We start from the raw sequence: 24,385 nt of genomic DNA, 5'->3' as shown, positions 1-24,385 counted from the left end.
CGGAATCGTGCCCCGACGGTAGGAATGGCCCGTTACGCCGGTGTGGCCCCGGCCGATCATGGGCGGTAACGCTCGCCGCACATCGAGCGGGCCGCCGGTGTGAGTACGCGCCGCGATCGGCGCCCTCGGCGCCCGCCACCGCGCGGCCGTCAGTCCAGGCGTACCACCTGCCCGCTGCGGCGTGCGCGTTCGGCCGCCCAGACCACCAGGTGCGAGCGCAGGGCCTCGTCCGGGCCGGTGTTCACCAGTTCCCGGTCGTCACCGGCGACCGCCGCGAGGAAGGCCCGGATCAGCTCGTCGTCCGCGCCGCCGTGTCCGTCCGCCGCCGACGCCCCTCCGTCGGGGTCGAAGTCGAAGACCTCACGGGTGTCGGTGAGGAAGTCGTGGAATGTGAGCGTGCGTCCATCGCCGTCGAGCGAACCGCGGGTGCCGAACACCCGGGTCTTGCGGAAATCGAGGCCGGTGAAGGCGGTCATGGTGAAGGAGGCGGTGGCGCCGCCCTCGTACTGAAGGTTCACCACCTGATGGTCCACGACGTCGTTGCGCCCGTTGTAGACGCACTCGCCGTACGGCCCGTCCTCCAGTGCCTTCGCCAGACCGGCGCTCGTCACGTCGTCGGTGAGGACGCCGAGCGGCCACTGTTCGAAGACGGGGTCGCCGAGGAAGCGCTCGTAGATGCGCGGGGCGGAGTAGACACAGGTGCGTTCGACGGGGCAGGTGACACAGCGGTCACCGGCGCCCTCGGGCCTGTTCTCGGGGCGGAAGTGGAAGAGGCTGCCGAAGGACGAGACCTTCTCCACCGGTCGGCCCACGACATGGCCGAGCCAGTCGATGTCGTGGCACGACTTGGCGAGCAGCATGGACGACGACTCCGCTTCGACGCCCCACTTCCCGCGCACGTAGGAGTGCGCCTGGTGCCACCAGCCGACGGGTTCGAGGTGTTCGACGCTGACGACGTCACCGATCCGGCCGCTGTCGATGAGCTGCTTGAGCTTGAGCGAGTACGGCGTGTAGCGCAGGACGTGGCACACCGCCAGGAGGATGTCGTTGCGCGTCGCCGCCTCGACGATGCGGCGGGCGTCCTCCTCCGAGGGCGCCATCGGCTTCTCCAACAGCAGGGCGTAGCCGAGGTCGGCCAGCGCGACGGCCGGCTCGACGTGCATGCGGTCGGGGGTGGCGATGATCGCGGCGTCGGCGAGGCGCGGCCGGGCGGCGAGTTCGGCCCAGTCCGTGAAGACCCGGTCGTACGGAAGCGCGAACTCGTCCGCGAGGGCCTGGCGGCGTACGGGGTCGGGGTCGGCGACGGCCGTGACGACGGCGGCACCTTGGTCGGCGGCGATCCGGGCGTAGGAGGCCCCTCGGGCTCCGGCTCCGACGATCGCGAGGGTGAGGGTCACGTGCGCAATCCCTTACTTGACGGCACCCTGGAGGATGCCTTTGATGAAGTGGCGCTGGAAGAAGAGGTAGATCAGCACGATCGGCGCGATCACGATGAGGGTGCCGGCCGACAGCAGCGGGATGTTCTTGCCGTACTGCTGGACGAATTTGCCGAGACCGGAGGGTGCCGTGCGCATCGCCGGGTCCTGGATGAGCACCAGGGCCAGCAGGAACTGGTTCCACGCCCACATGAAGTAGAGAAGGCCCAGTGTGGTGAGCGCCGGGACGGCGGTCGGCAGCAGGACGCGGGTGAGGGTGCGCCAGCTGTTCGCGCCGTCCACGGCCGCGGCCTCCATCAGCTCCTTCGGCAGCGACTCGAAGTGCGTACGCATCCAGAAGACGCCGAAGGGCATGAACAGCCCCACCAGCGGCAGGATCACGGCCCAGTAGGTGTTCAGCAGGCCGACCGAGTCCAGGTCGTAGTAGAGGGGGATGACGATGGCCTCGTACGGCAGGGCCAGTCCGAGCATCAGAAGGGCGAACAGCGGCCCCTTGGCCTTCAGCCGCATGGTGGCCAGGCCGTAACCGGCGAGGGTCGCGAGGACGAGGGCGATGGGGACGACACCGAGCGCGATGACCGCGCTCGACTTCAGCAGCGAGCCGAATCCGGCGGTGGTCCAGGCGGTGGCGAAGTTCCCCCACTGCGGGTCGGACGGCCAGGACAGGCCCGGTGAGAGGGTGCTCTGCGGCTGGAGCGCCGCGGAGAACAGGGCGAGGAAGGGGAACAGGACGGCAGCGGCGGCGACGATGAGCGCGAGCCGGGGCAGTTGCTTTGTCATCGGGGTGACTCCAGTGAGATGCGCGGCATGCCTCAGCGCTCCCGCGACAGCCTGTTGAGGCCGTACATGGCGGCACAGGTGATGAGGGAGAGCACCGTGGCCAGGGCGCAGGCGGTGCCGACCCGTCCGGCGGTGAAGACGAGCTGGTAGACCTGGACACCGGGGACCATCGTGGAGTAGCCGGGCCCGCCGCCCGTCATGACGTACACGACGTCGAATCCGGCGAGGGCCGAGATGACGGTGACGTTGCAGGCGACGCCGATCTCCTTGCGCAGGCCGGGCACGGTGATGTGCCAGAACTCGCGCAGTCTGCCGCAACCGTCCAGCCGGGCCGCCTCGTAGAGCGACGGCTCGATCTTGCCGATGCCGGAGAGCAGCAGCAGGAAGCACAGGCCGGTGGAGACCCAGGTACCGATCAGGCCGACGGCCGGAAAGGCGTACGTGAAGTCGCCCAGCCAGGCCCGTGCGAGGGAGCCGAGACCGATGGCGCGCAGCACCTGGTTGAGCGGGCCGTCCTCGCCGTAGATCCACTTCCAGACCACGCCCACCGCGACGAGCGGCAGGATCTGCGGGAGGAAGATGATGGTGCGGATGACGGGCATGGCCCGCCAGGGGACGGCCGAGGTGAGGGCGGCCAGGATGAGGCCGAGGATGACCGGGACGACCGTGTAGAAGACGATGAAGCCGAACGCGTGGGTCAGGGCGGCGCGCAGGGCCGGTTCCTCGAACACCGCGGTGTAGTTGGAGAGTCCGGCCCAGGTGGCGGCACCGATGCCGTTCCAGTTCCAGAACGAGATCCAGAAGCTGTGCAGCCAGGGCGCGATGACGAAGAGTCCGTAGAAGACCAGGGCGGGGGCCACGTACAGCAGGGGTACGAACCGCCCCCTGCGGCGCGGGGCGGCCGCCCCGCGCCGGGTCCCGGCCACCGATCGCTCGGTGCGCACGAGTGTGTCAGCCATGCGTCTTGGACCACTCGTCCTGGACCGCCTTGACGAAACCGTCGGTGCTGGTGCGGCCCGCGAGGAGTTCCTGCGTGGTGGCGGTGAGCTTGTCGTTCATGGTCGCGGTGGCGTTGTTGTTGAAGCCGACCAGACCGTTGTCGTCGTTGACCCTGCCCCAGGCGGCGACGATATCCTTCATCACCGTGCCGTCCTGCGGCTTGGCGGCGGTGAGGTCGGCGGGCAGGAATCCGGCCTTGAACTCGGCGGCCGATGCCTCGGGCGAGTGCAGGAAGTCCAGGAAGAAGGCCGCGGTGTCCGCGTGCCGGCTCTTGGAGGAAATGGCGTAGGCGACCGAGGTGCCGATCGCCGTGGCCTTCGGTGAGGGGAACGCGATGAAGCCTGCGTCCTTGCCGAGCTTGTCGCCGATCTTCTCGGCGTCCCAGTTGCCGTCAACGAAGTAGACGCCCTGGCCCTTGGTGAACTTGTCGACGGCCGTCTGAAGATCGGTTCCGTTGGCTCCGCTGGGCAGGTAGCCCTTCTTCTTCCAGGCGATGAGCTTGTCGGCGGCGGTGCGGTTGCCCGGGGTGTCGAAGGTGGCGCCCTTCTGGCCGAAGGTCCAGCGCGCGGCCGCCTCGGCGCCGTCGGCCGACTGGCCGATGAGCTGGATGGGGAAGGAGGCGTGGCCCTGCTGGTTGCCGAGTTGCAGCGGCAGCTCACCGGCCTTCTTCGCCTTGGCGAGGGCCGCCTCGAACTCCTCCAGTGTGGCCGGCGGTGTGGTGATGCCCGCCTCGGCCGCCTTCGCCTTGTTGTAGTAGACGCCGACGAGGGAGAAGCCGGCCGGGGCCGCGTACAGGCCGCCCGTGCCGAGCGTGCTGCCGTCCTTCGCGACCCGCCACTGGTTGAGCTGGGTGCTGGGGTAGGTCTTGTCCCAGTCGTACGCCTCGGCGTACCGGGACAGGTCGATGACCAGGCCGTCCTTGACCGTGGTGCCGACCGAGTTGAGCAGGGCGATGTCGGGTGCCTGGTCGGAGGCGAGCGAGAGGTTCAGCGCCTTGTTGTAGTCGTCGACGTTGTTGTCCTCGTAGTCGATCGTGACCTGGGGATACTTCGCCTCGAACGCCTTGATGACCGACTTGACCGCCGCTCCCGACTCGGGGGTGGAGACCAGCTTGAGCGTGACCTTCTCGTCGCCCGCGCCCTTCTTGACCGGGCCGGACGGCTCCGCCGCCGTGGTGTCGGACGAGGCGCCGGGGGCGCAGGCGGTCCCGCACAACGCCACCAGGACGGCTCCTGCCAGAACTCTGCTGATCTTCATCGCGCTGCTCTCCTGTGAACACGGGAAGGAATCGCTGGTGTGGCAGGATGTCGAGCCGAGGTTGCCAGCCAGCGAGTTTCGAAGGAAACTTTCTTTCGAAAGCATCAGACACGTCACTCCGTCCGTCAAGAGGGAAAGGGCGGGTATGTCGATCCGTGACATGGACAGCACGCAGCGAGTGGGGGACATGAAGAACTCGGACGTCCTGCCGGGCGGGGACCAGAGCGCTCTGCGCCACCTCAACACCAGCCGGGTCCTGCAACTGCTGTACGAGGGGACACCGCTGACCACCAACGCGATAGCGCAGGTCACCTCCCTGTCCCGGCCCACAGTGCGCGGCATCGTCACCACGCTGGTGACCGACCGCCGTCTCACCCTCGACGGCCAGGACGCGACACGGACCGGCGGCCGCCCCGCCCAGCGCTACGCCTTCGACTTCGACGCCGGGCGCCTGGCCGGCATCCACATCGACTCCGACGGCATCGGGGTGCGGATCACCGACCTCGGCGGGACACCACTGGCGGAGGCCCACCGCCCCACCTCCGCCGCGCTCGACCCCGACGAGCGCCTGCGGGAGGCGGCCGGCCTGGTGCGCGAGCACCTTCCGGCTGACGGCCCGCCCCTGTGGGCCGCGGGCGTCGGGACACCGGGGATCGTGGACGCGCGGGGCGCCGTACGGCTGAGCGTGGCCATCCCCCAGTGGTCGGGCGTCCACCTCGCCGACCAGCTCCACGACCTGCTGCGCTGCCCGGTCGTGGCAATGAAGGACACCAACCTGGCCGCCCTGGCCGAGCACCGGACCGGCGCCGCCCGCGGTACGTCCGACGTGCTCTACGTCCACCTGGACAACCGGCTCGGGGTGGGCATCCTGGTCGACGGCCGGCCGTTCACCGGGCGCACGGGAGCGGCGGGCGAGATCGGCAGGCATCCGAGGCTGGGCTGGAAGGACACCCCCGCCAAGCTCGGCGGCGACCCGGGAGGGGCCGGCCACACCGTGTTCACGCGCGCCCGGCACGGCGACCCGGCCGCCCGAGCCGCGGTCGACGGCTACGCCCGCGCGGTGGCGGACGGCATCGGCGCCATGGTCCTGGCCGTCGACCCGCAGCTGATCGTGCTCGGCGGCGCGCTGGCCGGAGCGGGTCCGGCCGTCCTGGAGGCGGTACGCGAACAGCTCTCCGGCATCTGTTACGAGGTACCGCCCCTGGCCCTCGGCGCGCTCACCGCGGGCGCGGTGGCCGTGGGCGGCGTGGAGGCCGCCCGGGACCTGGCGCGCGGCCGGCTGTTCGCGACGGACCAGCCCGGCGGCTGAGTCGCGCGACGGCGACCCGGGAACGGAAGTCGGCTCACGTCCGCACACCTGTTGACACCGGGTACCTCTGACGGCACATTACGCAGGAAACTTTCTTTCGAAAGTGCCCGGTTGCGACGGCCTGCCTTCGCAGCGGCAGCCGGGGCCTGCCGAACTCCGTCCCGAAGGAGCCAAGTTGAGACACCGCCGCCTGCGTACCCCTCTGGTGGGGGTACTGGCCGCCGCGCTCGGCGCACTGGGCACGCTCACCGGTGCCCCGACCGCGTCGGCCGCCGACTTCCCCGCCAATCCGGTGGCCAAGCCCGGGTACACGCTGGACTTCCAGGAGGAGTTCGACGGCACTTCCCTGGACACGGACAAGTGGCTGCCGTACTACCTCCCGCACTGGACATCCGACCGCGAGAAGGCCAAGGCGCGTTACACCGTCGCGGACGGAGTGCTCACCGAGCGCGTCGACCAGGACACGCCCGCCTGGAACCCCGCCTACGACGGCACCGTGAAGATCTCCAGCATCCAGACATACGACAAGGACTGGTGGCACCGCTTCAACTACGCGATGCCCAACGACCACCACGAGGCCGACTTCAACGGCTACACCACGCAGTACGGCTACATCGAGACCCGCGCCAAACTCTCCGACACCGGCGGCGGAGGCCACCAGGCGCTGTGGCTGGTCGGCACGAAGGACACCAGCAGCGCGTCGGCCAACCCCGAGATCGACATGATAGAGACGTTCTTCAGCAAGCCGGACACCTGGCGCATCGCCGCCTACGGCTGGGGCGATCCGAACTTCCTCGGCTCCTGGGTGTCGCACGAGGACCCGGTGCCCAGCGGTGAACCCACCGAGGAGTACCACGTCTACGGCATGGACTGGACGCCCACGCAGCTCAACTTCTACTACGACAACCAGCTGTACAAGACCATCAACGACGCTCCCAACATGCCCATGGGCATGATCATGGGCATCTACACGGACGCCGGGTCGGGCCAGCACAACGACGTCTGGCCCAAGACCTGGAGCGTGGACTACCTGCGCGTGTGGAAGAAGGACGGCGGATACGGCGACAGCGGGTACGAGAGGCTGAAGAACCGCCAGACCTCCCAGTACCTGCACATCGAGAACAAGACCGGGAAGGCCGAGTACGGCAGCGTGCCCGCCACCGCCTGGAGCTCCCAGTGGGCGCCGGAGACCACGGAGGCCGGCTACACCCGCCTCCGCAACCGGTGGACGGGCGACTACCTGCGGACGTCCGCGTCCGACGGCTACGTCCACTACGGCGCGGCTCCCTCCGCCGCGGCCGAGGCCGACTGGACGGAGGAGTCCGAGGCCGGCTACCTCCGCCTGAGGAACCGCGCGACCGGCGGCTACGCGCACACCGAGGGCCTGACCGGATACGTCGAGCAGGGCGACGTACCGGCCGGCTACTGGACGAGCCAGTGGACGCCCGAGCCGGCAGCGTGACCCACCGCTGACCCATCACGGCGCGCCCCGGCCACCGGGGCGCGCCCCCCACCCAGGAGCCCCGCCCATGCGCCCACGCCGCCGCACCCTCCGCCCCGCCGCCCGCCTCGTCCTACCCGCCCTGGCCCTGCTGCTGTCCAGCGGCTGCGACGCCGGGGCCGCGGACCCGGCGCGCTCCCCCGCCACACCACAGGCCGGACCGCCCACCGGCCCGGAGAACCGGTCGCTCTGGACGCTCATCGGGGACGGGGGCGAGTCCCTCGAAACCCTGGCGGACGACGACCCCGACGTCACCGCGATCCGCCGGACCGTGGTGCTCCACTCGGGCACGGTCGACGACCGCAGCAGCACGTCGGTGGCCGGGAGCGTGAAGAGCGAGTTCGCCTTCTACGGCGCCGCGTTCCGCGAGTCACTGGAGGCCCAGGACTACGGCGCCAAGGTGACCGCGCTCTTCCGGGACAACAAGCTGGTCACCCGTCAGCAGAAGGTCGCCTGGTACCGGTCCACCGTCTACCGGGACCGCAGGACCGCCAAGGCCGAGATGGACACCGTCTTCGAGTTCACCGCGGGAGACCCGGGTTACCTCAAGAAGGGCGGGCTCGCGGTCGGTACCCCGTACACCGAGCACCGCACGGTAAGCCTGGCCAAACAGGGCGGCACCTGGGTCATCACCGGCATCCGGCGCACACCGCTGGAGCGCCCGGCCCCGCAGCCGGCCGGGCAGTAGGGGCGTGCCCGCCGGCGCGGGGGCACGACAGGTACGGCCCCCGCGCGCCGGGTCCGTCAGTGCGGGCCTTCGCCGTGCGGCCCGGCACTGACCTCGCCGTGCGCCCGCCACGGCCGGGCGAGCAGGACGAGGGCGAGGCCGGCCAGGGCGAGGGCGGCGAGCATGATGACGGCCATGGGGGTCGCGGTGTCCTCACCGAAGAGGCCGACGAGCGGGGAGGCGGCGGCGCCGAACAGGAACTGGAGGCCGCCGATGAGCGCCGACGCGGCACCCGGGGCGCGGCGGCCGAGGTTCTGGCCGATGCTCATGGTCGAGGGGAAGATCAGCGCGACGCCGGACATGGCGACGAAGAGGCAGATCCAGCTGACGGCGAGGCTCTGCCCGGCCAGGGCGGGGATCACGAGCAGGGCCAGGGCCCCGGCGCCGGAGACGGCAAGGCCGATGGTCAGGAGCCTGTTCAGGCCGGCCCGGCCGGCGAACCGCGCGAAGGTGACCCCGCCGATCAGCATGCCCACGGCGTTCGAGGCGAAGATCAGCGAGTAGACGGTGGGCGATACGCCGTGCACGTTCTGGAAGACGAAGCTGGAGCCGCTGATGTAGGCGAACAGCGCCGCCGATGTGAAGCCGAGCACGAGGACGTACCCCATGAAGGCGCGGTGGGTCAGCAGCGTGCCCATGGTGCGGAACGTCCCGCTGAGGCCCCCGCCGTGCCGCCGCTCGGGCGGCAGCGTCTCGGGGACGTACCTGACCACGGCGGCGAACAGCAGCACACCGATCACGGCGAGCACGACGAAGACCGCGCGCCAGGTCGACACCGAGAGGACCGCGCCGCCGACGACGGGCGCGGCGATCGGCGCGATGCCGAGGATCTGCGAGAGCAGCGCGAAGTAGCGGGGCACGTCGGCGCCGTGGAAGCAGTCGGTGATCACGGCGCGGGCGAGCACCATGCCGGCGGCGCCCGCGAAGCCCTGGAGGAACCGGGCCGCGGTGAGCAGTTCCACGTTCGGGGCGACGGCGCACAGCAGGGAGAAGGCGACGAAGCCGCCCGCTCCGGCGATGAGGAGCCGGCGGCGGCCCCAGCCGTCGCTGACCGGGCCGATCAGCAGCTGGCCCACGACCATGCCGACCAGGAACGCGGTCAGCGTGAGCTGCACGGCCGAGCCGCTCGCGTGCAGGGCGGCGCCCATCGAGGGGAAGCCGGGCACGTACATGTCGGTGGCGAGCGGGGCGACGGCGGTGAGCGCGCCGAGCACGGCGATCAGGGCGGAGGCCCGGCCGGGCGGGACGGGCGGAGCGGCCTGCTGGGTCGCCTCGGCGGAGGCGGGGGGACGAGAGAGCATGACGAAAAAGATAACTGATGGTTCACTGGTTAACAAAGTGGGGATTCGATAAGCTCGCCGCTGACGAAGGAGTGCCGGTGCAGTCCCATCCCGACGGCGTACGCGATGCGTGGGCCAGCCACAATCCCGGGCTCGACATCTCCGCCATGGAGGTCGTGGCCCTGGTCAAACAGGTGTCCTCGCTGTTCGACCTCGCCCTGGAGCCGCTCTACGAGGGCGCCCCGCTCACCGGCCCCGAGGCGGAGCTGCTGATTCCGCTGCGGCACGCCACCGAGCCCGCCATCGCCCGCAGGCTGGCCGACAACATGGGGTTGTCGCGGGCCGGGGTCAGCAAGACGCTGGCCAAGCTGGAGAAGCGCGGCCACATCGAGCGCACCCCCAGCCCGGCCGACCGGCGGGCCGCGCTGGTGACCATCACGGAGTCGGGCAGGGCGGCGATCGACGCGCTCTTCCCGCGCCAGGTGGAGATCGAGACCGAGCTGCTGGCCGGGCTCGGCGAGGACCGGACCCGGGTGGCCGACGCGCTGGCCCTCCTCGCCCGGGTGATGGAGGACGGGATGGCCCGGCGGCTGCGCGGCACCGGGCGCGATCTCGGGCTCGGGCTCAGCAACATCCGCGCGACCCCTTCGCCGTAGGCCGTGTCAGCGCTCCTCGGTGAGCTGCTCGCCGTAGGCCGTGTCAGTGCTCCTCGGTGAGCTGCTCGTCGAGGTCGTCGAAGAGCAGCTCACCGTGGTCGACCTGGCCGGTCCGGTAGGCGGAGCGCGCGACCAGGTGCGCCGCCACCGGCCCGGTCATCAGCTGGAAGAAGCCGATGAGCGCGAGCGTGGCGAGGTCCATGCCGCTGCGCAGCCGCAGCGCCACACCGGCCAGCACGATCAGCATGCCCAGCGCCTGCGGTTTGGTCGCGGCATGGCTGCGCGAGAGCACGTCCGGCAGCTTCAGCATGCCGATCACGCCGAGCAGGCAGATGGCGGCGCCGATCAGCACCAGTGCCGCGCCCGCCGTGTCGAGGATCTGGAGCCAGACGCTCATGGCTTCTCCTCCCCGCCGTGCCGGGTCCGCTCCCCGTGCGGGTGGCCCGGCGGCCGGTCGCGTACGGCGATGAAGCGGGCGATGCCGACCGAACCGGTGAAGCCGAGGAAGGCCAGCACCAGCATGATCGGGAAGTAGAACGGGTCACGCGCGAAGGCCGACTTGGCGCCGAGCCCGGCGATGATGAGGGCCGCGCAGACGTCCAGCGCGATGGCCCGGTCCAGCATCGAGGGCCCCCGCCAGATGCGGGTCAGCAGGGCCGCGCCCGCGATGACGGTCACGACGACCGCCGCGACGAGCAGCACCCGGTCCACGGTCTCCGGCGCGCTCATGTGCCCTCCTCCTGGTCTCCCGGCCGTTCGCCGGTGTGCGGCAGTCGCGGGGGTGGTGCGGCGACCCGCTCGATCTCGTCGCGGGTGCCGAAGGCCCGTACCATCAGCTCCTCCATGCGCCAGACGGACCGCCTGGCAGCCGCCAGCTCGGTGGGCCGGCCGTCCAGGATGTGCACGAAGACGGTGGCGGTGGCGCGGCGCACCTCGACGACCGAGCTGTCGGGCACGTTGGACACCCCGACGGCGACGGCGGTGAGCATCAGGTCCGAGCGGCAGCGCAGCGGTACGGCGATGACGGCCCCCCGGCGCGGGTGGCGGCCGTGGATCTGCCGGGTCACCTTCACGCCCGAGGTGTACATGTCGTAGAGCAGATAGCCGCTCAGCCGCAGGATGCCCCAGGGGTGCAGCCGCAGTCCGAGGTCGACCTTGGGCAGCGGAAACGCCAGGGAGACGGCCACCGCGACCACGGCCCCGGTGAGCAGGTTGGCCCAGTTCAGGCTGGACCAGAGCAGCACCCAGATGACGGTGAGCCAGGCGATGAGCGGGAGGTCGAGCACGCGGCGGCGGCCGAACACGGCGCTGAAGGGCGGCAGGTCCTTGTTCCGGAAGGAGAAGGTGACGAGGCGTCTCACCGGCCGAGCACCTCCTCGATGTAGGGGGTACGGGCGATGAGTTCGGCGGCCGAGCGGTCGGTGTACGAGGTCAGCGGCCCGGCGAACACGGTGAAGGCGAGCCCCAGGGCGACGGTGGCGGCGGTCGCCCAGATCATCGGGCGGGGCAGCACACTCGTGGTGGTGACGGCGCGGCCGTGCAGGGTGGCGGCGACCGCGAGCCCGGCCGGCTGGTGGCGCAGGCGTACGCCCTCGTCGCCGGTGCCGGGCATCCGGTCGGGGCCCTCGTCGGTGTCGTCGTCGCTGTCGTCGTCCGACTCCAGGACCGTGCCGGCGGCGGCCTGTCCGGGAGGTGCGGCCCGCCAGAAGGCCAGGTTCCAGACCTTGGCCACGACGTACAGCGTGAGCAGGCTGGTGGCGGTGGCGCCGATGACGAGGATCCACGCCCACACCCCGCCGTCCGCGACGCCGGCGCGCATCAGGCCGAGCTTGCCGATGAAGCCGGAGAGCGGCGGGATGCCGGCCAGGTTCATCGCGGGGACGAAGAAGAGGACGGCGAGCGCGGGGGCCGCGCGGGCGATGCCGCCGATCCGGGTCAGTTCGGTGGTGCCGCTCCGTCGTTCGATCAGCCCGGCGACCAGGAACAGCGTCGTCTGGACGGTGATGTGGTGGACGACGTAGACGATCGCCCCGCCGTACGCCTCCCGGGTGGCGAGGCCGATCCCGAAGACCATGTAACCGATGTGGCTGATGAGGGTGAAGGAGAGCAGCCGCTTGAGGTCGGTCTGGGCGACGGCCCCGAGGATGCCGACGATCATCGAGGCGAGCGCGGCCGCCATCAGCAGGTCGCCGAGCCGGTTGCCGGGGAAGAGCAGCGTCTCGGTGCGGAGCATGCAGTAGACGCCGACCTTGGTGAGCAGCCCGGCGAAGACGGCGGTCACGGGGGCGGGGGCGGTGGGGTAGGAGTCGGGGAGCCAGGCGGCGAGCGGGAAGACGGCGGCCTTGATGGCGAAGACCGTCAGCAGCATGGCCTGGATGAGCGTCTGGACGCCCAGCGGGAGGTCCGCGAGGCGCCCGGCCAGCTGGGCGAAGTTGACGGTGCCGGCCGCCGCGTAGGTCATGGCGATGGCGGTGAGGAAGAGCATCGAGGAGAACAGCGAGATGATCACGTAGGTGGAGCCCGCCCGGATGCGGGGGCCGGTGCCGCCGAGGGTCAGCAGGACGAAGCTGGCGACGAGCATGATCTCGAAGCCGACGTAGAGGTTGACCAGGTCGCCCGCGAGGAAGGTGCAGGAGACCCCGGCGACCAGGATCAGGTAGGCGGGGTGGAAGACGGCTACGGGCGTCTCCTCGTCGCGGTCGGCCATGCCCTGGCCCAGGGAGTAGACGAGGACGCACAGGGTGACGGCCGAGGAGATCGTCAGCATCAGGCCGGAGAGCCGGTCGGCGACGAGGGTGATGCCGAGCGGCGGTGCGAAGTCGCCGAGGTGGACGGAGAGCGGGCCCTCGCTGTCGGCGGCGACCATCAGGGTGGCGGAGAGCCCGAGGACGGCGGTGAGCACGGCGACGCTGATGAAGCGCTGGAACCGCTTGAGCCGGGTGCCGAAGGTCAGGCTCAGTCCGGTGGCGCAGAGCGGGAGCAGCACCGGCAGCGGGACGAGTGCGTTCATCCGGTGCCTCCTGGGTTGTCGGTGTCGGGCGCGCGGGCCTCGTCGCGCTTCGCGTAGTCCTCCGGGTCCGCGCCGAGGACGTCGTGCCACAGGTCGCCGGTGGCGTTGCGGCCCCTGGCCTGGAGGGCGCGGTCGGCGCGCAGCCTGGCCCGCAGCCGGCGGCGGTCCTCGCGGTAGCGGCGGCGGGTCTCGGCCGTGCGCTCGTCGTCGGCGCGGAAGCGTTCGCGCAGCTCGTCGCGCTCTCCCAGCACCTCGGCGCGCAGCACGATGCGCCGGTCCTCCAGGTCGTCGTGGACCTCGTCGGTGCCGGTCAGCTGGTGGGAGCGGTAGGCCATGGCGAGGAGGAACGCGGTGGTGGCGAGGGTGATGACGATCGCGGTGAGGGCGATGGCCTGGGGCAGCGGGTCGGTGACCCGGGCGAGGTCGACGCCGTACAGCAGCGGTTCCCGGCCGGCCGATCCGGTGGCGGACAGGATGAGGAGGTTGATGCCGTTGCCCGCGATGACCGCGCCCAGCAGGATGCGGGTGAGGGGCCGGGTGAGCATGAGGATGCCGCCGACCGCGCACAGGACCGTGGCGGTGGCGAGGAGCGAGGCGCTGACGCTCATGGGGTGGCCTCCCCCGTCCCCGGTCCGGCCTCGCGGGCGGCGGCCTTCTCGGCGGCGGCCCGCTCGATCTGGCGGTCGATCTTCGCGCCGAGGGCCCGCACGATGTCGAGGACGACGCCCAGGACCAGCAGATAGACACCGCAGTCGAAGATCACCGGCGTACCGAACTCGTAGTCACCGATCAGCGGCAGGTGGCCGTGGTAGGTCCAGGCGTGCAGGACCGTTCCGTCAATGAGGCCGAGCAGCGCCACCCCGGTGGAGAGGAAGAGGCCGAGGCCGGTGAAGAGCCCGGGTTGCAGGGGCGCGGCCTCGGCGAGTTCGAAGCGGCCGCCCGCGAGGTAGCGGGTGATCATGGCCAGGCCCGCGACCAGGCCGCCGACGAAGCCGCCGCCCGGCATGTTCTCGGCGCAGAACAGCAGGTACACGGAGAGCACCAGGACCGGGTGGAACAGCAGCCGCACCACCACCTCGAAGACGACGGACCGGTGCTCGGGCGCGAGGGTGGCTCCGGCCGCCAGCCAGCCGCGCTCGGGCGCCCCCTCGTCGCCGCGCGGCACCCCGTTCAGCGGGGCGGCGGTCACCGACCAGGCGGTGTGCCCGCGCGTCTCCGAGGGCGCCGCCGTTCCCTCGGCGCGGCGGTGCAGGTAGATGAGGCTGGTCACGCCGATCGCGGCGGCGGCGAGGACGGCGGACTCCCCCATCGTGTCCCAGGCGCGCAGGTCGACCAGGATCGTGGCGACCACGTCCTTGAGGCCGTGGTGCGCGGTCTCCTCGACCATGGCGGCGCCGGCCGCGGGAGCGGTGCGCGCGGCGCCCGCGACCCAGACGACCACGCCGAGGGTCGCGGCGGCGGCGAGGGCGACGGGGATGCGCACGGCCCGCCGCCAGGAGCTCACCGACTCCTGGAAGTGCACCGGCATCCGCCGCAGCACCAGCACGAACACGATCATGGACACGGTCTCCACGCAGAACTGGGTGAGCGCCAGGTCCGGGGCGCCCTGGACGACGAAGAGCAGCGCGGTCCCGTATCCGGTGAGTCCGGCCAGCACGACGGCCTTCATGCGCCGTCCGACGGTCAGGCAGAGCAGGGCCGCCGCGCAGGTCAGCGCGGCGACGGCGCCCTGGAGCGGTACGTCCCAGAGCTGGGGCGCCCGCGCGCCGTGCCAGGGCCGGTCGGCGACGAGCACGGCGAGCTGGCCGGCGAGCATCACCAGCAGGGTGGTGGCGAGGTACACGGAGAGCGAGCCGCGCTGGACGAAGCCGGTGACCTGGAGGGAGAGGCGTTCCAGGCCCAGCAGCACATGGCCGAAGACACTGTCGGCGGTGGGCCAGGCGATGCGCCGGGAGAGCCGGGTGACCCGGTCGCGTCCGGCGAAGAGGACCGCGCCGCCCAGCACGGCGACGGCCGAGAGCAGCAGGGCGGTGCCCCAGCCGTGCCAGAGGGCCAGGTGGTAGGGGTGGTGGGAGGCAGGGAAGGCGTCGGCGTAGGCGCTCAGCAGCCGGTCGGTCCAGCCGACTCCGGGGCCGAGCACCAGCCCGCACAGGGCGAGCGCGGCGGGCGGGGCGAGGAAGGCGGGGCCGACCCGGTGGACCGGGGTGTCGGGCACGCCCGGCTTGCGCAGGAAGCCGCCCCAGACGAACCGGACGGTGTACGCGACGGTCAGCATCGACCCCGCCACCGCGATCCCCAGCGCCCAGCGGTCCGCCGCGTCGCCGTGCAGCAGCGCCTCGAACGCCGCCTCCTTCGCCGCGAAGCCGAGCAGCGGGGGCAGCGCGGCCATGGAGGCGGCGGCGAGCACGGCGACGGCGCAGACATGGGGCAGCGCGCGTCCCACGCCGGAGAGTCTGCGCAGGTCCCGGGTGCCGGCCGCGTGGTCGACGATGCCGATGACGAGGAAGAGCGGGGCCTTGAACAGGGCGTGCCCGAGGATCATCGCGGCGGCGGCCAGCGCGATGTCGCGGTTGCCGATGCCCGCCAGCAGGGTGAGGAAGCCGAGCTGGCTGACGGTCCCGTAGGCGAGGACGATCTTCAGGTCGTTGAGCCGCAGCGCCCGCCAGCCGCCCAGGAGCATCGTCGCGGCGCCGAGGACCATCACGACGGGCCGCCAGGCGGGCACGTCGGCGAAGCCGGGGGCGAGCCGGGCGACCAGGTAGACACCCGCCTTGACCATGGCCGCGGCGTGCAGATAGGCGCTGACGGGGGTGGGCGCCGCCATGGCGTTGGGGAGCCAGAGGCTGAACGGCCAGACGGCCGACTTGGACAGCGCCCCGCACAGGATGAGCAGGACGGCGGCCTCGACGGCGGGGCCGGCCCGAGGCGGGTCGGCGAGGATCTCGGAGATGCGGTAGGTCCCGGCCTCCTGGCCGATGATCAGGAAGCCGATCAGCATGGCGAGCCCGCCGAGCGTGGTGACGGTCAGCGCCTGGAGGGCGGAGCGGCGGCTGTGCCGCTGCTCGCTGTTGTACCCGATGAGCAGGTACGAGAAGACCGTGGTCAGCTCCCAGAAGACGTAGAGCGAGATCAGGTCGTCGCTGAGGACGAGGGCGAGCATGGCCCCGGCGAAGGCGAGCAGGTTCCCGGCGAATCCGGCCAGCCTCGGGGTGTCGTCGCTGAAGTAGGAGGCGCAGTAGAGCAGGACGAGCGTGCCGACGCCGGCCGCGAGCAGCACCATCAGCTCGGCGAGGGCGTCCAGGCGCATGTCCACGGAGACCCCGTAGTCGGGCATCCACGCCCATGACCAGGAGACCGAGGCGCCGGACGCGGCCATGTCCCACTGTGTGAAGGCCCAGCAGGTGGTGGCGGCGGGCGGCAGCGCGAGGACGAGGAAGGCGCGCGTCCCCAGCCATCGCACCAGCGGGCGCGCGCAGGCCGCGAGGACGAAGTGACAGACGAGGAGCGCGGTCATGCGGCAGGGGGGCGGGGCGCGGCGGTGGACGAGGTGACGCAGGTAGTCACATAACGGGCAAAGGGCACTCAATACAGATATCTCCCCTGCCTCGCTTCACCCGTACGGCGCGCCGCACCCACCGCGGCCCGCTGCGATCGGTGCGGACCCGGACGCGGTGCGCGCGCTCGGCGTCCTTCGGGAAAACCCCTGCCCGCCGGACGACGCGCCGGGCAGAATGCGGTGCATGAACCGGACCTCCGACGACGGCGTCGTCCTCACGGCCGGTGCAGAGCCGGACCATGGCTGAGACCGGGGCGCCCGAGCCGCGGTGGCTGGTCGCGGCGAACGTCGTGCGGTGGCGGCGGTACGGGGAGCTGGGCCAGGAGTTCCGGTCGGGCACCAAGGCGTTCCGGCCCGGGGCGAAGGTCTACGTCATCGACACCTACCCCGCGACGGGCGACGAGCAGCTGACGGCGGTCGGCCACGGCCGGCACACCGGTCGCTGGATCACCATCGACACGGGCACCCGCCATCTGCACACCTTCCGGCCACGGCTGGTGTACGCGCCGGCCGTCCTCGTCCGGTGCGCCGGCCTGCCCGTACACACCCGCGAGGAGGCGGCCGGGCTGGCGCAATGGCTGGAGCGGGTGGCGCGGCTGGGGCGCGACACCCATCACGCGGCCCCGCACCCCGACCCCTGCCTGTGCCACGCATGCCTGCCGGGCCAGTGACGAACGTCCCCTTCGTACCGGCCCGCAGCCTCTTGTCCGCGTCGCGCGGCTTCGTAAGGTTGAAGCCAAGAAGTCTTGAGCGCGGAAATCTGAGCCCAGGACACCCGCGCTCACCCGAACGGAAACCCCCCGTGCCCCCCGACGGCCTGCCACCCCCTTCCTGGCGCATCACCCTGCCGCACTCCACGGCCGCCGTGCCGATCGCCCGCGCGCTGATCCGTACGGTCCTGGCGGACATCGACGCCCCCGCCGACAGCGACACCGCCGAGCTGCTGACCGCCGAGCTGGTCGCCAACGCCGTGGAGCACACGCCCGGTGACGAGCCCATAGAGCTGGTGGTGGAGCTGCTGCCGAGCGGGTGCCAGGTGGAGGTGCACGACGGCGACCCGGCCCCGCCCGGGGATCTGTCCCGGCCGGAGCCCGACGACGTACCGGACCCCTGGCAGGAGCACGGCCGGGGGCTGCTGCTGATCCGTACCCTCAGCTCGTCCTGCGGTCACCGCACGACGGAGCGCGGCAAGGCGGTCTGGTTCACCCTGCCGCCGAAGTAGGCCTCAGGCCGTGTCCGCCAGGCGGGAGCGGCGGCGCCCGTAGCCCGCGTACACGAGGGCGCCCGCGGCGAGGAACACGGCGAACTGGACCCAGGTCGTCCAGCCGGTCCCGTACATCAGGTAGACGCAGAAGACGACGCCCAGGAGCGGGCCGAGCGGGTGGAGCGGGACCCGGAAGCGGCCCTTCACCTCGGGGTTGCGGCGGCGCAGCACGATGACGGCGGTGTTGACGGCGACCATGGTGGCGAGCGTCCCGATGGTGGTCAGGTTCACGACCATGCCGAGCGAGGAGAAGGCCGCCGGGACGGCGAAGACGACGGCGACGATCCAGGTGTTGGCGACCGGGGTCGAGGTGCGCGGCGATACCCGCTCGAAGACCCTCGGCACGAGGCCGTCGCGGGACATCGACATCAGGATGCGGGTCTGTCCGTACATCACGGCGAGGACGACCGAGGCGATGGCGACGACCGCGCCGAACGCGATGACGCCGCCGCCGACGGAGGAGCCGGTGACCTGGTCGACGATCAGCGAGAGCGCGGCGGGCTTGTCCGAGACGGCCTCCGGGCCGAGCGCGCCGATCGCGGCGAGGGCGACCGCGCAGTAGAGCAGGGTGACCAGTCCGATGCAGATCATGATCGCGACGGGGATGTTGCGGCGCGGGTTCTTGACCTCCTCGCCGGCGGTGGTGATCGCGTCGAAGCCGATGTACGAGAAGAACGCCAGGGAGGCGCCCGCCGTGACGCCGCTCGCACCATGGGCGGCGAACGGGGTGAGGTGGCCGCGTTCGAACGCGGTGAAGGCGATGACGCAGAACAGTGCCAGGACGGTGAGCTTGAGGACGGCCATCGCGGCGGTGGCAGCGGCGCTCTCGCGGACGCCGCGCACCAGCAGGGTGGCGGCCATCATGACCACGATCACGGCGGGCAGGTTGATCACGCCGCCGTCACCGGGCCCGGCGGAGAGCACGTCCGGCAGCCGGTACCCGAGGAGGCTGTCGAGGAGTTCGTTGACGTACTGGCTCCAGCCCACCGCGACGGCGGAGACCGAGACCCCGTACTCCAGGAGCAGGCACCAGCCGACGAGGAAGGCGAGGCGCTCGCCGAGCGTGGCGTAGGCGAAGGAGTACGAGCTGCCGGAAACGGGGATCGCGCTGCCCAGTTCGGCGAACGACAACGCGGTGAAGACGCAGGTGACGGCCGCGAGGACGAAGGAGACCACGACGGCGGGACCGGCCTCGGCGACGCTGTCGGACAGGCCCACGAAGATGCCGGTCCCGACGACGGCGCCGACCCCGAAGCACACCAGCTGGAACAGGCCCATGGTCCGCTTGAGGCCGTGGCCCTCCAGGTCGGCGCCCGATTCGGCGATCAGCCGGTGTGGGTCCTTGACGCGCTGCGGCGGGCCGGGGAGGCGCAGGGGGCTCACGGCGGGGTCTCATCTCTGGCGGAACACGTGGGGGGGGCGCGGTCCGGACGGTGTTCCGACGTCGTCGTGGACCGGGGCCGTTCCGCGCACGAAAAGGGGGTCCGAGCGTGCGAGCTCGAACCCCACCAATCGGAACCATCATAGACACGCCCCCGCATGTTCACCCAAATGGGTGCATGGGCATGCGCGTGCCCGTGCGGGTCAGTCCTTGGCCATCGTCGCCACGAGGACGGCCTTGATCGTGTGCATACGGTTCTCCGCCTCGTCGAAGACGACGGAGTGCGCGGACTCGAACACCTCGTCGCTGACCTCCAGCTCGGTCAGCCCGTGGCGCTCGTGGATCTCGCGCCCGACCCCGGTGCCGAGGTCGTGGTAGGCGGGCAGGCAGTGCATGAACTTCACCCCGGGGTTCCCGGTGGCCCGCAGGACGTCCATGGTGACGGCGTAGGGCGCGAGGGCGGCGATGCGGGTGTCCCAGACCTCCTTGGGCTCGCCCATCGAGACCCAGACGTCGGTGGAGACGAAGTCGGCACCGCGCACGCCCTCGGCCACGTCCTCGGTGAGCGTGACCCTCGCCCCGGACGTCTCGGCGAGCGCGCGGGCCAGCCCTATCACCGTCGCGGCGGGCCAGTAGGCCTCGGGCGCGACGATGCGCACGTCCATGCCGAGCAGGGCCCCGGTGACCAGGTAGGAGTTGCCCATGTTGAACCGGGCGTCGCCGAGGTAGGCGAAGGCGATCTCCTCCAGCGGCTTCGCACTGTGCTCGGTCATCGTCAGGACGTCGGCGAGCATCTGGGTGGGGTGCCAGTCGTCGGTGAGCCCGTTGAAGACCGGGACCCCGGCGTGCGCGGCCAGCTCCTCGACGGTCGCCTGGCTGTCCCCCCGGTACTCGATCCCGTCGAACATCCGCCCGAGGACGCGGGCGGTGTCCTTGACCGACTCCTTGTGCCCCATCTGGGACCCGTAGGGGTCGAGGTACGTGGTGGAGGCGCCCTGGTCGGCGGCGGCCACCTCGAAGGCGCACCGGGTGCGGGTGGAGGTCTTCTCGAAGATCAGCGCGATGTTCCGGCCACGCAGCCGCTGCGTCTCGCCACCCGACTTCTTGGCCGCCTTGAGCTCGGCGGCCAGCTCGATCAGGCCGCGGAACTCCGCGGCCGTGAAGTCCAGCTCCTTGAGGAAGTGGCGGCCTGCGAGGTCTATGGCCATGGTGACTGCTCCTGGGTCGGGCGGGGGGACGCATACGGTAACTCTGGAACTCTATACGATGCAATGCATTGCTATACAGAGCCCCCGTCGCCCGTCATACGGCCTCCCGCACCACCGGGCAGCTCATGCAGCGGGGCCCGCCCCGGCCCCGCCCCAGCTCGCTGCCCCGGATCTCGATGACCTCGATGCCCTCCTGGCGCAGATAGGTGTTGGTGGTGGCGTTGCGCTCGTAGGCGACGACGACGCCCGGTTCGACGGCCAGCACGTTGCAGCCGTCGTCCCACTGCTCCCGCTCCGCCGCGTGCACGTCCTGGGTGGCGGTGAGCACCCTGATCGAGCCGAGACCGAGCGCGTGGGCGATGGCGGTGTGCATCTGCTCGGGCGGATGGTCGGTGACCTTGAGGTCGCGCGGTCCCTCACCGGGCTCGATCGTGTACGAGCGGAGCATGCCGAGGCCCGCGTACTTGGTGAAGGTGTCGCCGTCGACCATCGTCATCACGGTGTCCAGGTGCATGAACGCCCTGCTCTTGGGCATGTCGAGCGCCACGATGGTCCGGGCCGAGCCGGCGTCGAAGAGGCCCCGGGCCAGCATCTCCACCGCCTGCGGTGTGGTGCGCTCGCTCATGCCGATGAGGACGGCGCCGTTGCCGATGACGAGGACGTCGCCGCCCTCGATGGTGGACGGGTAGTCGTCCTGCCCCTGCGACCAGTGGTGGAAGGCGCCCGCCTCCGGGCCCGTGAACAGCGGGTGGTGACGGTAGATCGCCTCGAAGTGGACGGTCTCGCGCTGCCGGGCCGGCCAGCGCATGGCGTTGATGGAGACCCCGTCGTAGATCCACGCCGAGGTGTCCCGGGTGAAGAGGTGGTTGGGCAGCGGTCCGAGCAGGAAGTCGTCCAGGTCCATGACGTGGAAGCGCACCGATACCGGCTCCCGGTGCCGCTGGAGGAACTCCCGCTTGGTCATACCGCCGACCAGCGCCTCGCACAGCTCGGCGGCCGGCAACTCCTCGAACGCGGCCCGCAGATGCTCGGTGGCGAGCGGGCCGTACTCCTTCTCCGCGAAGACCCGGTCGAGCACCAGCCGCCGGGCGACGGGGATCTCCAGCGACTCGCGGAGCAGGTCGCCGAAGAGATGCACCTCCACCCCGCGCTCGCGCAGCACGTCCGCGAAGCCGTCGTGCTCCTGACGGGCCCGGCGCACCCAGAGCACGTCGTCGAAGAGGAGCGCGTCCTTGTTGCTCGGTGTGAGCCGTTTCAGTTCCAGATCGGGGCGGTGCAGAATGACGCGGCGCAGCCGCCCGGCCTCGGAGTCGACATGGAATCCCATGCCCACATCCTCACCGCGCGGCACGCCGTTCACCCGGCGAATCGCCAGCCTGTTTGTGCGCCCCGGCGCTCAGAGCCGGGGGTCGACCGGCTCCGACTCCAGGGCCAGGACCGCGAAGACAGCCTCGTGGACCCGCCACAGCGGCTCCCCGTCGGCGAGGCGGTCCAGGGCCTCCAGGCCGAGGGCGTACTCGCGCAGGGCGAGCGAGCGCTTGTGGCCGAGGAAACGGCCCCGCAGCCGGTCCAGGTTCTCCGGGCGGGTGTACTCGGGTCCGTAGATGATCCGCAGGTACTCCCGGCCGCGTACCTTGATGCCGGGCTGGACCAGCCGGCCCTTGCCGTCCCTGACGAGCGCGCCGAGCGGTTTGACGACCATGCCCTCGCCGCCCCGGCCGGTCATCTCCAGCCACCAGTCGACGCCCGCACGCACCGATGCCTCGTCGGCGGTCTCGACCACGAGCCGCCGGGTGACCTGGAGCAGGCCACTGGGGTCGTGCTCCACCAGCCGGTCCAGCCAGGCCAGCTGCTCGTCATGGGGTACGGAGGCCAGGGAGCGGCCCCGCACGGCGAGGATCTGGAACGGCGCCAGGCGCACGCCGTCCAGGCCCTCGGTGCTCCAGCAGTAGCGCCGGTACGCCTCGGTGAACGCGGCCGCGTCCTCGGCCCGGTCCCGCTGCCGGTCCGCGAGCGCGCCCACGTCGACACCGCGCGCGGCGGCGGCCGCGAGCGCCCCGGTGACGGCGGGGAACACCGCGCCGGACGCGGCACCCACCGCCGCGTACTGCGAGCGGAGCAGGCCGGCCGCCTTGAGGGACCAGGGCATCAGCTCGGCGTCGAGCAGCACCCAGTCGGTGTCCCACTCCTCCCAGAGCCCGGCCGCGGTGACGGCCGCGCGCAGCCGGCCGAGCACGGTCTCGGTGAGCGCGGAGTCGTCCAGGAACGGGCGGCCGGTGCGGGTGTACAGCGCGCCGGTCGGTCCTCCGCCGCCGGCCTCCCCCGTCCCGAAGCGCTCCCGGGCCGCGGCGGCGTCCTTGCAGACCAGGGCCACGGCGCGCGAGCCCATGTGCTTCTCCTCGCACACGACCTTCGTCACACCGTCCTGCCGGTACTGGGCGAACGCCTCGGCCGGGTGCTCCAGATAGCCGTCCTCGCGGGAGGTGGCGGTGGGTGCCATGGTCGGCGGGAGGTAGGCGAGCAGCCGGGGGTCGACCGCGAACCGGCTCATCACCTCCAGGGCCGCGGCCGCGTTCTCCTCGCGGACGGCGAGGCGGCCCATGTGCCGGGTCTCCACGATCCGGCGGCCCCGCACGTCCTCCAGGTCCAGCGGCCGGCCCTCGCGCCCTCCGGGCGCATCGGTGACCAGCGGCCTGGCCGGCTCGTACCAGACCCGCTCGGCCGGTACGTCGACCAGTTCGCGCTCGGGCCAGCGCAGCGCGGTCATCTTCCCGCCGAAGACGGCCCCGGTGTCCAGGCAGATGGTGTTGTTGATCCAGGAGGTGTTGGGGACCGGGGTGTGGCCGTAGACGACGGCGGCGCGGCCCCGGTAGTCCTCCGCCCACGGGTAGCGCACGGGCAGCCCGAACTCGTCCGTCTCGCCGGTCGTGTCGCCGTAAAGCGCGTGCGAGCGGACCCGGCCGGAGGTGCGGCCGTGGTACTTCTCGGGCAGACCGGCGTGGCAGACGACGAGCCTGCCGCCGTCCAGGACGTAGTGGCTGACGAGCCCGTCGATGAACTCCCCGACCCGCTTGCGGAACTCGGGATCCTCGGCGTCCACCCGCTCCAACTGCTCGACGGTCTCGGCGAGGCCGTGGGTCAACTGCACCTTGCGGCCCTTGAGGTAGCGGCCGAGCTTGTTCTCGTGGTTGCCGGGCACGCACAGCGCGTTGCCCTCCGCGACCATCGACATCACGCGGCGCAGCACGCCGGGGCTGTCGGGGCCCCGGTCGACGAGGTCGCCGACGAAGACGGCCGTGCGGCCCTCGGGGTGGGCGCCGTCCACGTAGCCGAGCTTGCCGAGCAGGGTGTCCAGCTCAGAGCGGCAGCCGTGGATGTCGCCGATGATGTCGAAGGGGCCGGTGAGGTGGCGCAGGTCGTTGTAGCGGCGCTCCAGCACCACTTCGGCGTGCTCTGCCTCCTCCTCGGTGCGCAGGATGTGGACCTTGCGGAAGCCCTCGCGCTCCAGGCCGCGCAGGGAGCGGCGCAGCTCGCGGCGGTGGCGCTGGACGACGTGGCGGGGCATGTCGGCGCGGTCCGGGCGGGCGGCGTTGCGGGCGAGGCAGACCTCTTCGGGCAGGTCGAGGACGACGGCGATGGGCAGCACGTCGTGCTCGCGGGCCAGCCGCACGAGCCGGCGGCGGGCCTCGGCCTGCACGTTGGTGGCGTCCACGACGGTCAGCCGGCCGGCGGCCAGGCGCTTGCCCGCGATGTAGTGAAGTACGTCGAAGGCGTCCCTGCTGGCGCTCTGGTCGTTCTCGTCGTCGGCGACCAGGCCACGGCAGAAGTCCGAGGAGATGACCTCGGTCGGCTTGAAGTGGCGGCGGGCGAAGGTGGACTTGCCGGAGCCGCTGGCCCCGATGAGAACAACGAGGGAGAGGTCGGTCACCGGCAGGACCCGCCCGGCACGGGCAGCGGGGGCGGTGGACGCGGTGGGCGTGGTGGGGTCCGAGGGCTCGGTGGGCATGGTGGGGGCGGTGGG

The 24,385-nt window shown here is 71.5% G+C and carries 21 protein-coding genes; 6 read left to right on the top strand and 15 right to left on the bottom strand.

From position 1 onward, the window contains the following. Positions 1 to 149: 149 nt before the first annotated feature. From P8A18_RS27090 to P8A18_RS27075, 4 genes are read right to left on the bottom strand one after another with little or no spacing between them, the layout of a single operon-like run. Positions 150 to 1,397 (bottom strand): Gfo/Idh/MocA family protein, encoded by a 1,248-nt coding sequence (locus tag P8A18_RS27090; RefSeq protein WP_306058566.1) that lies wholly within the window; start codon positions 1,395 to 1,397, stop codon positions 150 to 152. Between the two features lie 12 nt (positions 1,398 to 1,409). Continuing rightward, entirely contained in the window at positions 1,410 to 2,216 is an 807-nt protein-coding gene (locus P8A18_RS27085) for a carbohydrate ABC transporter permease (RefSeq protein ID WP_306058564.1), read from the bottom strand. A gap of 32 nt (positions 2,217 to 2,248) precedes the next feature. Then, the gene (locus P8A18_RS27080) at positions 2,249 to 3,175 is read right to left on the bottom strand and encodes a carbohydrate ABC transporter permease (protein ID WP_306058562.1); all 927 of its coding nucleotides are present in this window, start codon (positions 3,173 to 3,175) and stop codon (positions 2,249 to 2,251) included. Next, positions 3,168 to 4,472, bottom strand: coding sequence for an ABC transporter substrate-binding protein (locus tag P8A18_RS27075; protein WP_306058560.1), 1,305 nt, complete (start codon positions 4,470 to 4,472; stop codon positions 3,168 to 3,170). Before P8A18_RS27075 ends, P8A18_RS27080 begins: the two co-directional genes overlap by 8 nt. 145 nt (positions 4,473 to 4,617) lie before the next feature. Here P8A18_RS27075 and P8A18_RS27070 point away from each other — a divergent pair, with 145 nt between their 5' ends. The 3 genes from P8A18_RS27070 (at position 4,618) to P8A18_RS27060 (ending at position 7,970) form a co-directional block, all read left to right on the top strand. Continuing rightward, positions 4,618 to 5,781: an ROK family transcriptional regulator gene (locus P8A18_RS27070; protein WP_306058558.1), complete on the top strand. Its 1,164-nt coding sequence runs from the start codon at positions 4,618 to 4,620 to the stop codon at positions 5,779 to 5,781. Positions 5,782 to 5,956: 175 nt separating this feature from the next. Then, on the top strand, positions 5,957 to 7,243 hold the full coding sequence (locus tag P8A18_RS27065; RefSeq protein WP_306058556.1) for a glycoside hydrolase family 16 protein: 1,287 nt from the start codon (positions 5,957 to 5,959) through the stop codon (positions 7,241 to 7,243). Between the two features lie 67 nt (positions 7,244 to 7,310). Then, positions 7,311 to 7,970 carry a hypothetical protein gene (locus P8A18_RS27060; RefSeq protein WP_306058554.1) on the top strand — a complete coding sequence of 220 codons (660 nt, stop codon included), beginning with the start codon at positions 7,311 to 7,313 and terminating at the stop codon, positions 7,968 to 7,970. 56 nt (positions 7,971 to 8,026) lie between these two features. Here the strand turns inward: P8A18_RS27060 and P8A18_RS27055 are convergent, their stop codons facing one another. Next, positions 8,027 to 9,310: a multidrug effflux MFS transporter gene (locus tag P8A18_RS27055; protein WP_306058553.1), complete on the bottom strand. Its 1,284-nt coding sequence runs from the start codon at positions 9,308 to 9,310 to the stop codon at positions 8,027 to 8,029. A 77-nt stretch (positions 9,311 to 9,387) separates the two neighbouring features. On the opposite strand from P8A18_RS27055, the gene P8A18_RS27050 reads away from it, so the two are divergent. After that, positions 9,388 to 9,945, top strand: a complete 558-nt coding sequence (locus P8A18_RS27050; protein ID WP_306058551.1) for a MarR family winged helix-turn-helix transcriptional regulator — start codon at positions 9,388 to 9,390, stop codon at positions 9,943 to 9,945. Between the two features lie 43 nt (positions 9,946 to 9,988). On the opposite strand, the gene mnhG is transcribed toward P8A18_RS27050, so the two are convergent. From mnhG to P8A18_RS27020, 6 genes are read right to left on the bottom strand one after another with little or no spacing between them, the layout of a single operon-like run. Further along, on the bottom strand, positions 9,989 to 10,342 hold the full coding sequence (gene mnhG / locus P8A18_RS27045; protein WP_018553428.1) for a monovalent cation/H(+) antiporter subunit G: 354 nt from the start codon (positions 10,340 to 10,342) through the stop codon (positions 9,989 to 9,991). After that, on the bottom strand, positions 10,339 to 10,674 hold the full coding sequence (locus tag P8A18_RS27040; RefSeq protein WP_306058549.1) for an MrpF/PhaF family protein: 336 nt from the start codon (positions 10,672 to 10,674) through the stop codon (positions 10,339 to 10,341). The genes mnhG and P8A18_RS27040 overlap by 4 nt, the downstream gene beginning before the upstream one ends. Beyond that, positions 10,671 to 11,306, bottom strand: a complete 636-nt coding sequence (locus P8A18_RS27035; RefSeq protein WP_306058547.1) for a Na+/H+ antiporter subunit E — start codon at positions 11,304 to 11,306, stop codon at positions 10,671 to 10,673. The genes P8A18_RS27040 and P8A18_RS27035 overlap by 4 nt, the downstream gene beginning before the upstream one ends. Continuing rightward, entirely contained in the window at positions 11,303 to 12,955 is a 1,653-nt protein-coding gene (locus P8A18_RS27030; RefSeq protein WP_306058545.1) for a Na+/H+ antiporter subunit D, read from the bottom strand. Before P8A18_RS27030 ends, P8A18_RS27035 begins: the two co-directional genes overlap by 4 nt. Continuing rightward, positions 12,952 to 13,563, bottom strand: a complete 612-nt coding sequence (locus tag P8A18_RS27025; RefSeq protein WP_306058543.1) for a Na(+)/H(+) antiporter subunit C — start codon at positions 13,561 to 13,563, stop codon at positions 12,952 to 12,954. The genes P8A18_RS27030 and P8A18_RS27025 overlap by 4 nt, the downstream gene beginning before the upstream one ends. Next, positions 13,560 to 16,469 carry a Na+/H+ antiporter subunit A gene (locus P8A18_RS27020; RefSeq protein WP_306058541.1) on the bottom strand — a complete coding sequence of 970 codons (2,910 nt, stop codon included), beginning with the start codon at positions 16,467 to 16,469 and terminating at the stop codon, positions 13,560 to 13,562. Before P8A18_RS27020 ends, P8A18_RS27025 begins: the two co-directional genes overlap by 4 nt. Positions 16,470 to 16,750: 281 nt before the next feature. On the opposite strand from P8A18_RS27020, the gene P8A18_RS27015 reads away from it, so the two are divergent. Together P8A18_RS27015 and P8A18_RS27010 are read left to right on the top strand one after the other, a co-directional pair. After that, positions 16,751 to 17,182 carry a hypothetical protein gene (locus P8A18_RS27015; protein ID WP_306058539.1) on the top strand — a complete coding sequence of 144 codons (432 nt, stop codon included), beginning with the start codon at positions 16,751 to 16,753 and terminating at the stop codon, positions 17,180 to 17,182. A 131-nt stretch (positions 17,183 to 17,313) separates the two neighbouring features. Beyond that, a complete protein-coding gene (locus P8A18_RS27010) occupies positions 17,314 to 17,733 on the top strand; it encodes an ATP-binding protein (protein WP_018553422.1) in 420 nt (139 codons plus the stop codon). Between the two features lie 3 nt (positions 17,734 to 17,736). On the opposite strand, the gene P8A18_RS27005 is transcribed toward P8A18_RS27010, so the two are convergent. From P8A18_RS27005 to P8A18_RS26990, 4 genes are all read right to left on the bottom strand, one after another. Then, positions 17,737 to 19,158 carry an amino acid permease gene (locus P8A18_RS27005; RefSeq protein WP_306058537.1) on the bottom strand — a complete coding sequence of 474 codons (1,422 nt, stop codon included), beginning with the start codon at positions 19,156 to 19,158 and terminating at the stop codon, positions 17,737 to 17,739. A gap of 201 nt (positions 19,159 to 19,359) precedes the next feature. Further along, positions 19,360 to 20,364, bottom strand: a complete 1,005-nt coding sequence (argF, locus tag P8A18_RS27000; RefSeq protein WP_018553420.1) for an ornithine carbamoyltransferase — start codon at positions 20,362 to 20,364, stop codon at positions 19,360 to 19,362. Between the two features lie 94 nt (positions 20,365 to 20,458). Next, entirely contained in the window at positions 20,459 to 21,691 is a 1,233-nt protein-coding gene (locus P8A18_RS26995) for an arginine deiminase (protein WP_306058534.1), read from the bottom strand. A gap of 69 nt (positions 21,692 to 21,760) precedes the next feature. Further along, positions 21,761 to 24,370, bottom strand: a complete 2,610-nt coding sequence (locus tag P8A18_RS26990; RefSeq protein ID WP_371933796.1) for a polynucleotide kinase-phosphatase — start codon at positions 24,368 to 24,370, stop codon at positions 21,761 to 21,763. Positions 24,371 to 24,385: the final 15 nt, after the last annotated feature.

The sequence above is a fragment of the Streptomyces sp. Mut1 genome, from assembly GCF_030719295.1.
Lineage (GTDB): Bacteria > Actinomycetota > Actinomycetes > Streptomycetales > Streptomycetaceae > Streptomyces > Streptomyces castrisilvae.
This window is presented reverse-complemented; position numbering and strand designations above follow the sequence as displayed.

Coding starts and splice junctions, on each gene's coding strand:
- P8A18_RS27085 (WP_306058564.1), bottom strand. CDS start 2,216: ATGACAAAGCAACTGCCCCGGCTCGCGCTCATCGTCGCCGCCGCTGCC.
- P8A18_RS27080 (WP_306058562.1), bottom strand. CDS start 3,175: ATGGCTGACACACTCGTGCGCACCGAGCGATCGGTGGCCGGGACCCGG.
- P8A18_RS27075 (WP_306058560.1), bottom strand. CDS start 4,472: ATGAAGATCAGCAGAGTTCTGGCAGGAGCCGTCCTGGTGGCGTTGTGC.
- P8A18_RS27070 (WP_306058558.1), top strand. CDS start 4,618: ATGTCGATCCGTGACATGGACAGCACGCAGCGAGTGGGGGACATGAAG.
- P8A18_RS27060 (WP_306058554.1), top strand. CDS start 7,311: ATGCGCCCACGCCGCCGCACCCTCCGCCCCGCCGCCCGCCTCGTCCTA.
- P8A18_RS27055 (WP_306058553.1), bottom strand. CDS start 9,310: ATGCTCTCTCGTCCCCCCGCCTCCGCCGAGGCGACCCAGCAGGCCGCT.
- mnhG (WP_018553428.1), bottom strand. CDS start 10,342: ATGAGCGTCTGGCTCCAGATCCTCGACACGGCGGGCGCGGCACTGGTG.
- P8A18_RS27040 (WP_306058549.1), bottom strand. CDS start 10,674: ATGAGCGCGCCGGAGACCGTGGACCGGGTGCTGCTCGTCGCGGCGGTC.
- P8A18_RS27030 (WP_306058545.1), bottom strand. CDS start 12,955: ATGAACGCACTCGTCCCGCTGCCGGTGCTGCTCCCGCTCTGCGCCACC.
- P8A18_RS27025 (WP_306058543.1), bottom strand. CDS start 13,563: ATGAGCGTCAGCGCCTCGCTCCTCGCCACCGCCACGGTCCTGTGCGCG.
- P8A18_RS27020 (WP_306058541.1), bottom strand. CDS start 16,469: ATGACCGCGCTCCTCGTCTGTCACTTCGTCCTCGCGGCCTGCGCGCGC.
- P8A18_RS27015 (WP_306058539.1), top strand. CDS start 16,751: ATGGCTGAGACCGGGGCGCCCGAGCCGCGGTGGCTGGTCGCGGCGAAC.
- argF (WP_018553420.1), bottom strand. CDS start 20,364: ATGGCCATAGACCTCGCAGGCCGCCACTTCCTCAAGGAGCTGGACTTC.
- P8A18_RS26995 (WP_306058534.1), bottom strand. CDS start 21,691: ATGGGATTCCATGTCGACTCCGAGGCCGGGCGGCTGCGCCGCGTCATT.
- P8A18_RS26990 (WP_371933796.1), bottom strand. CDS start 24,370: ATGCCCACCGAGCCCTCGGACCCCACCACGCCCACCGCGTCCACCGCC.